The sequence below is a fragment of the Chitinophaga varians genome (genome assembly GCF_012641275.1).
Classification (GTDB): domain Bacteria; phylum Bacteroidota; class Bacteroidia; order Chitinophagales; family Chitinophagaceae; genus Chitinophaga; species Chitinophaga varians_A.
Window position 1 is genome coordinate 2,426,030 of record NZ_JABAIA010000001.1, and the last position, 12,662, is coordinate 2,438,691.

14 protein-coding genes are annotated in these 12,662 nt (G+C 49.5%); 7 read left to right on the forward strand and 7 right to left on the reverse strand.

All coding sequences use genetic code 11. The features are described from left to right. Positions 1–147: 147 nt before the first annotated feature. From HGH92_RS09840 to HGH92_RS09855, 4 genes are all read left to right on the forward strand, one after another. Positions 148–486 (forward strand): hypothetical protein, encoded by a 339-nt coding sequence (locus tag HGH92_RS09840; RefSeq protein ID WP_168870553.1) that lies wholly within the window; start codon positions 148–150, stop codon positions 484–486. Between the two features lie 9 nt (positions 487–495). Further along, the gene (locus HGH92_RS09845; protein WP_168870554.1) at positions 496–1,158 is read left to right on the forward strand and encodes a peptidylprolyl isomerase; all 663 of its coding nucleotides are present in this window, start codon (positions 496–498) and stop codon (positions 1,156–1,158) included. A gap of 84 nt (positions 1,159–1,242) precedes the next feature. Then, entirely contained in the window at positions 1,243–1,620 is a 378-nt protein-coding gene (gcvH, locus tag HGH92_RS09850) for a glycine cleavage system protein GcvH (RefSeq protein ID WP_168870555.1), read from the forward strand. A 104-nt stretch (positions 1,621–1,724) separates the two neighbouring features. Then, complete coding sequence (locus tag HGH92_RS09855) at positions 1,725–2,114, forward strand: VanZ family protein (protein WP_168870556.1); 390 nt, start codon at positions 1,725–1,727, stop codon at positions 2,112–2,114. A gap of 66 nt (positions 2,115–2,180) precedes the next feature. Here HGH92_RS09855 and HGH92_RS09860 read toward each other — a convergent pair whose 3' ends face one another. The 3 genes from HGH92_RS09860 to prfA form a co-directional block, all read right to left on the reverse strand. Beyond that, positions 2,181–2,861 carry an OmpA family protein gene (locus tag HGH92_RS09860; RefSeq protein WP_168870557.1) on the reverse strand — a complete coding sequence of 227 codons (681 nt, stop codon included), beginning with the start codon at positions 2,859–2,861 and terminating at the stop codon, positions 2,181–2,183. A gap of 232 nt (positions 2,862–3,093) precedes the next feature. After that, positions 3,094–3,684, reverse strand: coding sequence for a hypothetical protein (locus HGH92_RS09865; RefSeq protein WP_168870558.1), 591 nt, complete (start codon positions 3,682–3,684; stop codon positions 3,094–3,096). Between the two features lie 188 nt (positions 3,685–3,872). Next, positions 3,873–4,937: a peptide chain release factor 1 gene (gene prfA, locus HGH92_RS09870; RefSeq protein WP_168870559.1), complete on the reverse strand. Its 1,065-nt coding sequence runs from the start codon at positions 4,935–4,937 to the stop codon at positions 3,873–3,875. A 102-nt stretch (positions 4,938–5,039) separates the two neighbouring features. Here prfA and HGH92_RS09875 point away from each other — a divergent pair, with 102 nt between their 5' ends. Together HGH92_RS09875 and HGH92_RS09880 are read left to right on the forward strand one after the other, a co-directional pair. After that, the gene (locus HGH92_RS09875) at positions 5,040–6,176 is read left to right on the forward strand and encodes an amidohydrolase family protein (protein WP_168870560.1); all 1,137 of its coding nucleotides are present in this window, start codon (positions 5,040–5,042) and stop codon (positions 6,174–6,176) included. A 10-nt stretch (positions 6,177–6,186) separates the two neighbouring features. Continuing rightward, on the forward strand, positions 6,187–7,290 hold the full coding sequence (locus HGH92_RS09880) for a mechanosensitive ion channel family protein (RefSeq protein ID WP_168870561.1): 1,104 nt from the start codon (positions 6,187–6,189) through the stop codon (positions 7,288–7,290). Positions 7,291–7,408: 118 nt separating this feature from the next. Here the strand turns inward: HGH92_RS09880 and HGH92_RS09885 are convergent, their stop codons facing one another. The 4 genes from HGH92_RS09885 to HGH92_RS09900 all read right to left on the reverse strand — a co-directional run bounded on the left by HGH92_RS09885 (position 7,409) and on the right by HGH92_RS09900 (position 9,693). Then, positions 7,409–7,903: a thioredoxin family protein gene (locus HGH92_RS09885; protein WP_168870562.1), complete on the reverse strand. Its 495-nt coding sequence runs from the start codon at positions 7,901–7,903 to the stop codon at positions 7,409–7,411. A gap of 16 nt (positions 7,904–7,919) precedes the next feature. Beyond that, a complete protein-coding gene (locus HGH92_RS09890; RefSeq protein ID WP_246496235.1) occupies positions 7,920–8,426 on the reverse strand; it encodes a MerR family transcriptional regulator in 507 nt (168 codons plus the stop codon). A gap of 141 nt (positions 8,427–8,567) precedes the next feature. Next, positions 8,568–9,539, reverse strand: coding sequence for a peptidoglycan DD-metalloendopeptidase family protein (locus HGH92_RS09895; RefSeq protein WP_168870563.1), 972 nt, complete (start codon positions 9,537–9,539; stop codon positions 8,568–8,570). After that, complete coding sequence (locus tag HGH92_RS09900) at positions 9,526–9,693, reverse strand: hypothetical protein (protein WP_168870564.1); 168 nt, start codon at positions 9,691–9,693, stop codon at positions 9,526–9,528. Before HGH92_RS09900 ends, HGH92_RS09895 begins: the two co-directional genes overlap by 14 nt. Positions 9,694–9,891: 198 nt before the next feature. On the opposite strand from HGH92_RS09900, the gene alaS reads away from it, so the two are divergent. Continuing rightward, positions 9,892–12,513: an alanine--tRNA ligase gene (gene alaS, locus HGH92_RS09905; protein WP_168870565.1), complete on the forward strand. Its 2,622-nt coding sequence runs from the start codon at positions 9,892–9,894 to the stop codon at positions 12,511–12,513. Positions 12,514–12,662 lie beyond the last annotated feature (149 nt).

Sequence of the window (12,662 nt, forward strand, 5' to 3'; positions counted from 1 at the left end):
GGCTCATCCCCATGTAAACCAGCCTAACGGGGATGCCCAAATTAAGAAAGCTCCCGCATATTTATATAATATTTTTCCGTATAACGTACATTTGCCATGGCTATGAGCCACTTAACAGCAAACACTGACCCAAAAAAAGGCAATATCATGGACGATCTTGAGAAGCGGTGGAAACCCGTAGAAGATATGCTGACGGCCAGGTTCGGGAAAAAGCCCAATATGGAGGCTATCCTGTTCCTCATCGGCGTTAACGAAATCAATCATCTGAAGAAGAAATACACGAAGGAACAGAAGCAGGACCTGATGCACGTGGCCGTTTGTACCCTGCTCAGCAAAAGCGGTTACTACGAAATGGATGGCTACGACAAAGACGGATGGCCCCATTTCAAAGAACTGCAGCCCGTTCCTAAATTCAACCTGGAAGAACAGGAAGCATTTCTGAAAGAACATATCATTGAGTATTTCTCCGACGAAGAGGAAGCATAATCCACCGGTATGAAAAAAACTGTACTCCTTTGTACCTTACTGATGGCCATCACCGCTATGGCCATGGCCAAAAACAGGAAAGTGAAGGTCATTACCCCCTATGGCACCATGATCATACGCCTGTGGGACCAAACGCCCAAACACCGGGACAATTTCCTGAAGCTGAGCAGGCAACATTTCTATGATAGCACCCTGTTCCATCGTGTTATCAAACAGTTTATGATCCAGGGTGGCGATCCGGACTCCAAACATGCCAAACCCGGCGCCCCGCTCGGTGAAGGCGATGTAGGATATACGATCCCTCCTGAATTCCAGCTGGACCTGTTCCACCGCAAAGGAGCATTGGCCGCGGCCCGTGACGATAATCCCACCAAAGCTTCCTCCGGGTGCCAGTTCTACATCGTACAAGGCAAAATCTTCACCGACGAACAACTGGACAAACTGGAGAAGACAAGGCTGGGCGGCCGCAAAATCCCGGTAGATCAAAGAGAGGTGTACAAAACAGAAGGTGGTTCCCCACATCTTGACCAAAACTATACAGTATTTGGCCAGGTTATTAAAGGCATGGAGGTGATCGATAAAATCGCCGCCGTGAAAACCGATAGCCTCAACAGGCCACTGGAGAATGTTCCCATGAAGATAAGGGTCATTAAAAAGTGGCTGTTCTTTTAAAAAAGGTTCATCAAAATATCAAAGTCAAAAAAAACGTAAATACTAAAGGATTCAGTACTTTTACGGCTCAAAACCAAACTAATTATGAATTTTCCGTCAAACCTGCGTTACACCAAGGATCACGAATGGATTTTATTAGAAGGTAACGTTGCTACAATCGGCATTACCGAGTTTGCTCAACGCGAATTAGGCGATATCGTCTTTGTTGATATTCCTACAGTAGGTAAGACTTTGGCCGCCGAAGAAGTATTCGGTACCGTTGAAGCAGTAAAAACTGTTTCTGACCTGTTCCTGCCTGTTGCTGGTACCATCAGCGAAGTAAACCCTGACCTGAACGATGAGCCGGAACTGGTAAACTCCGACCCATATGGCGAAGGCTGGATGGTTAAACTGACCGTTTCCAACCCTGCTGACGTTAATGCGCTGCTGACTGCCGATCAATACCAGAAGCTGATCGACTAACACAATTACGCCAACTAAAATTTTATATAGCATTAGACAACAGGATGCGTGTTCCGCCGTCCTGTTGTCTTTTTTTTGGATAACGTTAATCGATTTACCGGACCATGAAAATCTGGAAATACTATATTCCTGCCACCGCTTGGATCATCTTGATCCTGATAGTGTGTACCCTGCCAGGTAAGGATATCCCCACGAACTCTTTTTTTGAAAAAGTCCATTTCGATAAGTTCGTTCACTTCGGCCTTTTCGGCGGCATTGTGTTTTTCCTGAGCCTGGGCGTATACTGGCAGCGAAAACAGCTGTCTTCCGGCATGTTATTCCTTTTTGTGGTACTGGCGGCTTTTTACGGATTTGTTATTGAGCTGATTCAGAAATACTGGGCCATCGGGCGCAGCTTTGATATGTACGATGTGGCAGCCGATACACTGGGCGCTATTGCAGGCGTCTTTGTGTTTAAGCTCTTTCGTTATCTCTTTCTGAAGCAGTCTAAATAAAAAATCCCCCCTGCAACCAGGGGGGAATGTATATCTGCTTATGAGAAATATGTGTATTAAATATCTTTATTGCTGACCTGCTTCTCTCTTAGCGTCTTGTTTCATCTTGTCGTTAGCGAAGATGGAAAACTCAACACGACGGTTTTTAGCGCGGTTAGCATCTGAATCGTTTGGTACTTTAGGCTGGCTCTTACCATACCAGAAGCCCTGGATACGGTTTGCAGCAACGCCCTGTGTTTTCAGATAGTTTACTACTGTGTTGGTCCTTCTTTCAGACAAGCCCATGTTGTAAGCATCTGTACCTCTGTCATCCGTGTGACCTTCCACACGTACGTAGGTGTCAGGGTATTTGTTCAGGATTTTTGCCAGTTGCTGTACGCTTTCCTGTGCAGCAGGGGACAGGTCAGATTTATCAAAACCAAACAGTACGCCCGCATCAAATGTCACGTTAATACCCTCATCCACACGTTCAACCGTAGCGTTCGGCACTTCATTTTTGATTTCCTGTGCCTGTTTGTCCATTTTCTTACCGATCAGCGCACCACCAGCACCACCAAGAGCGGCACCAATAATAGCGCCCAGAGCTGTGTTACCGGCCGCTTTACCAATAATGGCACCGGCAGCAGCGCCACCGCCCACGCCAATAGCAGCGCCTTTTTTAGTATTGTCCATGCTCTGCCAGGTGCTACAGCTAAACAACATGGTTACTGATAAAACCAGGGCTACCAGAACATTGAGTCTTTTCATCTTAGTAATTTTAAACATGAAGGTTATTATATATGGTTCAGGATGACAAATGTAAGTCGAAAAGTGGGAAACAAATACTTTGCCAGTTTCATTTTAACATTTACAACTGGTTGAAATCTAAATCTGAACAAACATTAAAAAAAACACAAGCAATCAATCTATAATCAAATAATTATATACGATATACTTGTGTTTTTGTCGTTATGAATACATCAGGAGAGTAAACAACGAATTAACCCAAAAGGTTTTTCAGCATGCCGCCGATGCCACCGCCGGCATCATTGCCGCCCTGTTGCTGCTGAGCGCCATTGGAAAAGAGGCTGGTCAGATCGCTGAGGTCCACCTTGCCGTCGCCGTTTTTGTCCAGGCCGCCGGACAGCTTGCCCAGTACACCCTGCAGGTCGATACCATTGGCGGCGCCACCTGTCAGAGAGCTGAAAATGTTATTGAGGTTGAAATTGCTGTTGGACGGATCATTGGTTTTGTTCACCAGAGAACCCAGTACCGTCGGGATCAGGGACGCTGCCAGCTGCGTGGCAGTTCCTTTGTCCAGATTGAATTTCTCGAGCAGGGTACCTACAAAATTATTGGAGATATTGCCCACTACAGGATTGTCCTGCGTAGCGCCGGTAGCAGACTGGCCGCCCAGTAAAGACAATACGCCTTCGGTATTACCATTGGCCAGTTCCTGTTGCAGGCCGCTGGCAATAGATTCTGTGGCAGCACCGATTACTGCCTCGTTCTGTTCATTGGGCACAGCGGGATTATTGACAACAGTGCTCTGCGCATGTTCCCGAACAAGTTCCATTAATTGCTCTAACATTCTGATATGATTTTGTGGAAGAAAATATTGTGGTATAAACTAAATGTAAGATTATTTCAGCAGGAAAAAACAAGATGGGGGAGGATTAACACGGATTTAAACCCTGTAAGGAAACATTCAGGGAGCCTACCGCCTGCAAAGGCTGTACGCTCCCTGTATCATCATCTTAATTAATAGCAGTGGCGTGATTAGCTACCCTGTTTCAGTTTCTCGGCGTTCTCGGCAAACTGGAGGGCATCCACCATGTCCTTGATTTCGCCATTCATGAAAGCGTCGAGATTGTAAACGGTCATGCCTATACGATGGTCTGTAACACGGCCCTGCGGATAGTTATAGGTACGGATTTTCGCGGAACGGTCGCCGGTAGACACAAGGCTTTTACGCTGGGAAGCGATAGCGTCCTCATGTTTGCGGACTGCGGCCTCATAGATACGGGTACGCAGCATTTTCATGGCGATTTCGCGGTTGGAGTGCTGGCTACGGCCTTCCTGGCATTCCACTACCACGCCGGTAGGGATGTGGGTAAGCCTTACCGCTGACTCGGTTTTATTTACGTGCTGGCCACCAGCGCCGGAAGAACGGAAAGTATCCATTTTAATATCGGCTTCACGAACGTCCACGTCCACCTCTTCGGCTTCGGGCAGCACCGCCACGGTAGCAGCGGAGGTATGCACACGGCCGGCGGCTTCTGTGGCAGGCACACGCTGTACGCGGTGTACGCCGGATTCAAACTTCAGGGTGCCATATACATCGTCACCACTGACTTCTATTACCACCTCTTTAAAACCACCGGCAGAACCAGGGGTCTCATTCAGCAGGTTGGTGCTCCAGCCCTTGGTTTCGCAGAAGCGCAGGTACATGCGCATCAGGTCACCGGCAAAGAGGCTGGCCTCATCACCACCGGTACCGGCACGTATCTCAAGGATGGCGTTTTTCTCGTCCTGAGGATCTTTAGGGATCAGCAGGTTACGGATCAGCTCTTCCTGCTCTACCTTCTGCTCCTGCAGCGCTTCCGTTTCGGCTTTGGCCAGTTCGCGCATCTCTTCGTCGCCACTGTCCAGCACTTCCTTGTTGAAGGCAATATTGTCCAGCAGCTTCCGGTAGGCATCATATGCCTTCACGATTTTTTCCAGCTGCCGGTATTCCTTGCTAAGCTGGCCAAATTTTTTGTTGTCGCTTACTACCTCCGGGTTGGTCAGCGCCAGCGCAACCTGTTCAAAACGGCCTTTTATCGCTTCGAGTTTGTCTATCATAATTATCTTTGACTTTTGAGTACCCCTTCCTGAAAGACGGCAGGTGATACCACTAATCGGGTTGCAAAATTAACACCATTCATTTAATTAAATATCAGGTTGTTGAAACAGATCAAATTAAAAGGAAAAGATATATTCGACGGCCAGCGGTTTCTGGGGCCCGGACAGGTGCTGATATTGAACGAAGATGGCGCAGTGGCGGGCATTGTAGCGGAAAACACCGCCGGCGGCGATGTCCGGGAACTGGACGGCATCCTCTGCCCGGGATTTGTAAATACCCATTGTCACCTGGAGCTTTCACACATGAAAGGAGTGATCCCTGAAAAAACAGGGCTGCCCGCTTTCCTTACCCGGGTGATGGAAAACCGCAACAGTGGCACAGATCAGGCTACCGCCATCGCGGAAGCGGAACAAGCCATGTGGGAAGCCGGCATTGCGGCGGTGGGGGATATCAGCAACAGTCCCGCTACAGTGGCCCAAAAACGCCACCAGCGCCTTTACTACCATACCTTCGTGGAATGCATGGGCGTGGCGGAAGTAAGCGCCTCCTCCCGCTATCAATACAGCCTCGAGGTATTACAGGCTTTCCGGGAGATAACCGGCCATAGCGCCTCCATTGTACCACATGCGCCCTACTCTGTCAGCAGCGCGCTTTTCGGCCTGCTGGCCCAAACGCCGCATAATACGCCGGTCAGCATCCACAACCAGGAATGTGAGGCGGAAAATGAACTCTACAACACCAAAACCGGCGATTTCCTCCGGTTCTATGCTCATTTCGGGATGGACGCCGGCAGCTTCCGGGCAGCCGGCACCAACAGCCTGGAAGCCTATCTTCCCCGGTTTGCCCACAACAAAATCCTGCTGGTGCACAATACTTATACCTCGGCAGCCGACATCCGGTTCGCCCTGCAGCAGCCAGTGGAAACCTGGTGGTGCTTTTGTCCGCAGGCCAATTTGTATATTGAAGACCGGTTGCCCGATATTCCCCTGTTCCGGGAAGCAGGATGTAATATCGCACTGGGTACTGACAGCCTGGCTTCCAACCATCAGCTGTCAGTCTGGGAAGAAATAAAGACCATACAGGCCCGTTACCCGGACATACCGCTGGCAGAGCTGTTACGCTGGGGCACCAGCAACGGCGCCAAAGCACTGGGCATTGAAAGCCGCTACGGCAGCTTCGGAGCAGGGATGCAGCCGGGCGTAGTATTGATTGCCGATAACACCAAACGTATTATTTAGAATTAACCATATGAATGATTTCCTGAACCAGGTATTCCTGGACAATCCCGTAAGGGACTATCTCATCCTGATTGGCGTACTGCTCTTCGTATCTTTTGTAAAACGTTATGTGTCTAAAGGGATGGCTACCATCCTGTTCCGCCTGGTGCGCCACTGGTCGCCCCAGATAGAGGAAAAAGACTTTATTAACCTGCTGCTGCGGCCACTGGAGTACTTCCTGTTGCTGGTCACTTTTATGCTGACCATCGACCGGTTTACCTTTCCTACGGTGCTCAACGTACATGTGTACAACAAAGCCACGCTGAAGGACATCACAGACACCCTGCTGTCACTGGCTTTCAGCATGAGCATTATCTGGATCATGTTGCGCCTGATCGACTTCATTGCGCTGGTACTGGAAAAGAAGGCGGAACTTACAGAAGACAAAACGGACAATCAGTTTATCATCTTCTTCCGTGATTTCTTCAAGGCCATTGTCTTTATTATGGGGGCGATCGCCTTTATCCGGATACTTTTCGGCCCGTCGCTGGTAGAGAAGATCATCGCCGGCCTTGGTATCGGTGCGGCAGCCCTTGCCCTCGCCGCCAAAGAGAGCATCGAAAACCTGATCGGCTCCTTCATCATCTTCTTCGACAAACCATTCCGGGTGGGCGACAGTGTAAAGGTTGACTCCTGGCAGGGCACCGTAGAGAAGATCGGGCTGCGCAGCACCCGTATCCGCACGCTGGAAAAGACTTTCGTGACGGTTCCCAATAAAAAAATGGTAGACAGCATCCTCGACAACCTGTCGCTCCGCACCCAGCAACGGGTGGCCATGCGCATCGAAATGGGCTCGGAAACGCCTGTTGACAAGCTGATGAAGGTACTGGACGACATCCGCAGCCTGCTGAAAAACAATTCCAATATACTGCCTGGCTTCACCGTAAACCTGCACGATTTCACAAAAGACACCTACGTCGTACAGGTCATCTTCAATACCTATATCATTGATGGCGCACAATATGCGTCTCTCCGGGAAAACGTGAACCTGTCCATAATTCGATTGCTGGCCGCCAATGAGGTGAAACTGCCTACCACCTCCACAAATGTCACCTTCAGCAATTCAGATATGTAGTTTGGGACATCCGGATATTTAAACAGCTTTCGCAGTCTCCAAATATCAAAATCCTGAATGAGAAAGGCCCGTTGATGCAGCATCAACGGGCCTTTTCACGAAGAAGTTCTTTAGTGGGCTATTCTTTTTCCTTCTTGGAGCTGTTCAGCAGGATGCGGGACAGGTCCCCTTCGATAGATTCTTTCGGAGAGCCTACGATACGGCCTACTTCACTGCCATCGCGGAAAACGATCACGGTAGGCAGTTTTTTCACTTTATAGTCAGTAGGAGCATCTGTCTGCATTTTCTGGTCAGCGCCAAACATCAGTACCTGGTCTTCCGGGCTGCCGGCAGTAATCATTACTTTATACAGTTCAGGGACCACTTTGCGGCTGGTTTCGTCCCAGGTGCCCATTACCACCACCAGGTTGTAGTTGGTGCGATTGGCCTTGATGTAGTTGAGCATATTGTCGTTGGGCTGATAGCTGTTCACCCCTTTATAAAACCAATCGGTAGACTGGTCCTGCATCAGGGACTTCATTTCAATTTTGCCTTTCATCACTTTATCGTTTCCATTCTGTGCCCAGGCCATTGTTGAAAAAAGCAGGCCGCCTCCCAGGAGTAATGTTTTCAAGCGCATAATCATGTTTTTATAATTGATCTTTCAGTTCGGTTAAAAAACCACGTACCTTCAGCAAAGCCTGTACCATTTCGAAATTCCGGGCGGCCAGTTTGAGATCTTCCTTCAATTTTTGTTTGGCGCCTTCGATGGTATATTTTCTTTCCCGCAGCAAATGGTAGATCAGTTTGAGGTGCTGGATGTCTTCCTGACGGAACAGCCGGTCCCCCTTTCTGTTCTTTTTGGGTTGAAGAATATCGAATTCATTTTCCCAATAACGTATCAGCGAAGTATTTACCCGGAACATGGCAGCTACCTCACTGATTGAATAATATTGCTTGTCCAGCACTAATTTGTCCAACTCCATAATCAAGTCTGGGTCTTCCGATACCTCTTTCAATGATTTACGTCCCCGCTTTTTACCAGGTAATCTGGGTACAACTATGGTCTTCTTCACTTTTGCTTTGACAGTGCCTCCCGCAGTCTCCGGTACCGGGTGGGGAGTTCCAGGTGTGGAAAAGAGGTCTAACTGTTGCATAAATGGTAAAAAACGGTGAAAAATATTCTTTACGGGAATGAAGTTAAGCTTTTCATGGCAAGCATGCAGCTTTTATCCTCCGGAAAAATATCATTTACCTGTTACAACACGTTAAAACCTAAGCACTAACAACGCCGGATATTAGTCGAAGGACTGGTTACCGGACCTGGCCATCTTCAGCATGCGGTCAAATTGTTCGGGAGTGAGGTCATTAAAGAAGAAGTACACCGGGTCAACTTTCTCGCCATTTTTAATGACTTCATAGTGGCAGTGCGGACCGGTGGATTTACCGGTGCTGCCTACCCAGCCCAGTACATCGCCACGTTTGACGGACTGGCCGGCCTTCACCTTCATGCGGAACATGTGGCCATATAATGTTTTATAACCATATCCATGCCGTACGATCACATGGTTACCGTACCCTACGTCGCTCAGGCTGGCTTCTTCCACGGTACCGTCACCGGTAGCATAGATAGGCGTGCCGCTGGGCGCCGCAAAGTCGAGGCCCGCATGGTACTTCATGGTTTTATAGATCGGATCGATACGATATCCAAAACCGGAAGCGATGTGTTTCAGGTCCTTGTTGGCCACCGGCTGTATGGCCGGAATAGAAGCCAACATCTGCTGTTTATTTTTCACGAGATTGTCGATCTCGTCGTAAGATTTTTCCTGGGATTTAATACGGTTGGTCAGCTCTTTCAGCAGGATGCCCGTAGAAGCGATGATTTCGCTGCTGGCAAAGGATTGCAGCTGGGCAGCCTCTTCATCGCGGTTGATTTTGCCTTCCCGGGCACTGTCGGGGATGGGAGAGGCCTCAAATATCACCCGGTAAATTTCGTTGTCCCGCTCTTCCAGTTCGGCCAGTTTCCCTTTCACCTCTTTCATACGCCCCTGTAAAGCTTCATATTTTTCCTTCATCCCTTCCAGGTCGCGGCGCAACGACTTTTCCTTCGGAGAATCCACCACCCGGTAGGCCACCGACAGAAAGATCGCCCCGGTAACGATAGCAGCAGACACAAACCCGAGTATCCTCAGGATCTTCACCCGCAGCGATACTACGAGCTTCTCATATTTTAATGTTTGGGTGTTGTAAAAATATTTAACCTTCTTCATGCACCGGGTGTACTTTACGCTGACCTACAGCAGTGAACGCTGTTCCAGCAATTTTATTTTCATGAGGTCCAAACAAGCGGATGGCTGTTTTTGCAATATTTTCTGTCCACCTTAACTTTTTTGCCGGGTAACACAACCTGTTTTGAATAATCATACAGGTTTCAATATTTTTGCACTCCCTGTAAACCGTCGGAAAATAAGGCGCACAAACCTAATGTAATTAGATTAAAACATCAACCTTTTGAATGTCAATTTTCTAACTACTTTATAATGGCTTGAAACACAATACAGAAACGCCTGTTTTTCGCTATTACATGGCAACAAAAATACATATTAACTCGCATCCATATTTATGACAGCATCTGAGATTAGACAGCAATTCCTGGATTTTTTTGCGTCAAAAGGACACCAGATCGTTCCTTCTGCCCCTATAGTGATCAAAAACGATCCCACCCTGATGTTCACCAACGCGGGCATGAACCAGTTCAAAGACTACTTTCTGGGCAACCAAACGCCGGCCCATACCCGGGTGGCGGACACGCAAAAATGTCTTCGTGTAAGTGGCAAGCATAACGACCTGGAAGAAGTAGGTATCGATACCTACCACCATACCATGTTCGAAATGCTCGGCAACTGGAGCTTTGGCGACTACTTCAAGAAAGAAGCCATCGCCTGGAGCTGGGAACTGCTGACAGAAGTGTACAAAATCCCGAAAGACAAACTCTATGTCACTGTTTTTGAAGGAGATGCGAGCGAAAACCTGCCTAAAGACGAGGAAGCCTTTAACTTCTGGAAAGAACATGTTCCGGAAGACCGTATCCTGCTGGGCAATAAAAAAGATAACTTCTGGGAAATGGGAGACACCGGTCCATGTGGCCCCTGCTCCGAAATACACGTAGACTGCCGCCCCGACAACGAAAGGGCTGCCATAGACGGTAAAACGCTGGTCAATGCCGACCACCCCCAGGTGATCGAAATATGGAACAACGTGTTCATGCAGTTCAACCGCCTGAAGGACAAGTCCCTCGAGCCGCTGCCTGCCAAACACGTAGACACCGGCATGGGCTTCGAACGCCTGGTACGCGTGCTGCAGGGTAAAACCTCCAACTACGACACCGACGTGTTCATGGGCACCATCCATATCACCGAACAGCTCACCGGCAAAAAATATGAAGGCACCGACAACCGCAAAGATGTGGCTTTCCGCGTAATCGCCGACCATATCCGCGCCATCTCCTTCACCATTGCCGACGGTCAGCTGCCCTCCAATACCGGTGCCGGCTATGTGATCCGTCGCATCCTGCGCAGGGCAGTCCGTTACTACTTCTCCTTCCTGGACGTGAAGAAGCCGCTGCTGCACGACCTGGTGCCGGTACTGGCTGCCCAGTTCTCTCACGTGTTCCCTGAACTGCAACAGCAGGTGGACTTTGTGAAGAAAGTAGTGTTTGAAGAAGAGAACAACTTCCTGCGTACCCTCGACAGCGGTATCCGCCGGATCGAAGACTTTATGCACCAACAGGCGGCCACCAAAGCCATTGACGGCCAGACCGCCTTCGAATTATACGATACTTACGGATTTCCGTTCGACCTTACCACCCTCATCGCCTCTGAAAAAGGTTTTACGGTAGACGAGCCAGGCTTCGACGCCGCCATGCAGCAGCAGAAAGACCGCTCCCGCGCCGCTACTGCCGTAGACGCCGGCGACTGGGTAATACTCGACGAAACACCGGATTCCGTGTTCATCGGCTACGAACAACTGGACAGCATCACCAAACTGCTGAAATACCGTACCGTAAAAGCCAAAGGAAAAGAGCAGTTCCAGCTGGTACTGGGCCAGACCCCTTTCTATGCGGAAAGCGGCGGACAAGTAGGCGATACCGGCATCCTCCACTTCGATGATGAGATCGTACATGTTACCGATACCAAAAAAGAAAATAACCTGATCATTCACTTCACCGATAAACTGCCTGCTAACCCGGCAGCGAAAGTGAAAGCGACCGTCGCCAAAGACAAACGTCATAATACGGCCCGTCACCACTCCGCTACCCACCTGCTGCACGCCGCGCTGCGCCAGGTGTTAGGCACGCACGTGGCACAAAAAGGCTCCCTGGTGAACGCCGAGAACCTGCGCTTTGACTTCTCCCACTTCGCTAAAGTGACCGACGAAGAACTGGCACAGATCGAAGCGATCGTCAACGAAAAAATCCGCCAGAATATTCCGGTGGTGATCAGGGAACTGCCCAAGGAAGAAGCCCTGAAGCTCGGCGCCATGGCGCTCTTCGGTGAAAAATACGGCGACGTGGTACGGGTAGTGGTCATGGACCCGGCTTACAGCGTAGAGCTCTGCGGCGGTACCCACGTAGCCTCTACCGGCGAACTGGGCCTGTTCAAGTTTGTATCTGAAGGTGCGGTAGCTGCCGGCGTACGCCGCGTGGAAGCCGTTACCGGCGCCAAAGCGGAAGCTTTTGTGAACGAACAGCTGCAACAGCTCAAAGAGATCAAGAACACGCTGAAAAATCCGAAAGAACTGGTAAAAACAGTGGAAACACTGGTACAGGACAAGTCTTCCCTTGAAAAACAGCTGGAAGCCCTGGAACTGGAAAAAGTACGCCAGCTCGCCGCCAGCCTGCGTGATCAGGCCCAGGACATCAACGGCGTCAACTTCCTCGGACAGGTCGTAAACGTTAGCAATGCGGAAGGCCTTAAACAACTGGCCCTCCAGCTGAAAAACGATATCCCCAACCATGTGCTGCTGTTTGCAGCCAACATCGGCGGCAAAGCCAGCGTGGCCCTCAGTATCGCGGATGAACTAGTGGCAGCCAAAGGCTGGGAAGCACCTAAAATCATCAAGGAAAAAGTAGCCCCGCTGATCAAAGGCGGTGGTGGCGGCCAGAAATCCTTTGCCACCGCAGGCGGACAGGAAGCAGATAAACTGGACCAGGTGATAGCTGCTGTGAAAGCCATCATCGGATAAATATATTTCGCTTGTCAACGGAAAAGGCTGACCTTTTTGGGTCAGCCTTTTTTATGCACTATCTTAGCCCCAGGGGCAAATTTTAACAATTCCTCTGGTGACTGCCGTCATCTGACGGCCAGTTTTAACTTTTTCTTTCCTGTTGCCCC

Bases quoted from the DNA above. Each gene is read 5' to 3' on its own strand.
- HGH92_RS09840 (WP_168870553.1), top strand. From the start codon at position 148: ATGGACGATCTTGAGAAGCGGTGGAAACCCGTAGAAGATATGCTGACG.
- HGH92_RS09845 (WP_168870554.1), top strand. From the start codon at position 496: ATGAAAAAAACTGTACTCCTTTGTACCTTACTGATGGCCATCACCGCT.
- gcvH (WP_168870555.1), top strand. From the start codon at position 1,243: ATGAATTTTCCGTCAAACCTGCGTTACACCAAGGATCACGAATGGATT.
- HGH92_RS09855 (WP_168870556.1), top strand. From the start codon at position 1,725: ATGAAAATCTGGAAATACTATATTCCTGCCACCGCTTGGATCATCTTG.
- HGH92_RS09860 (WP_168870557.1), bottom strand. From the start codon at position 2,861: ATGAAAAGACTCAATGTTCTGGTAGCCCTGGTTTTATCAGTAACCATG.
- HGH92_RS09865 (WP_168870558.1), bottom strand. From the start codon at position 3,684: ATGTTAGAGCAATTAATGGAACTTGTTCGGGAACATGCGCAGAGCACT.
- prfA (WP_168870559.1), bottom strand. From the start codon at position 4,937: ATGATAGACAAACTCGAAGCGATAAAAGGCCGTTTTGAACAGGTTGCG.
- HGH92_RS09880 (WP_168870561.1), top strand. From the start codon at position 6,187: ATGAATGATTTCCTGAACCAGGTATTCCTGGACAATCCCGTAAGGGAC.
- HGH92_RS09890 (WP_246496235.1), bottom strand. From the start codon at position 8,426: ATGCAACAGTTAGACCTCTTTTCCACACCTGGAACTCCCCACCCGGTA.
- HGH92_RS09895 (WP_168870563.1), bottom strand. From the start codon at position 9,539: ATGAAGAAGGTTAAATATTTTTACAACACCCAAACATTAAAATATGAG.
- HGH92_RS09900 (WP_168870564.1), bottom strand. From the start codon at position 9,693: ATGATTATTCAAAACAGGTTGTGTTACCCGGCAAAAAAGTTAAGGTGG.
- alaS (WP_168870565.1), top strand. From the start codon at position 9,892: ATGACAGCATCTGAGATTAGACAGCAATTCCTGGATTTTTTTGCGTCA.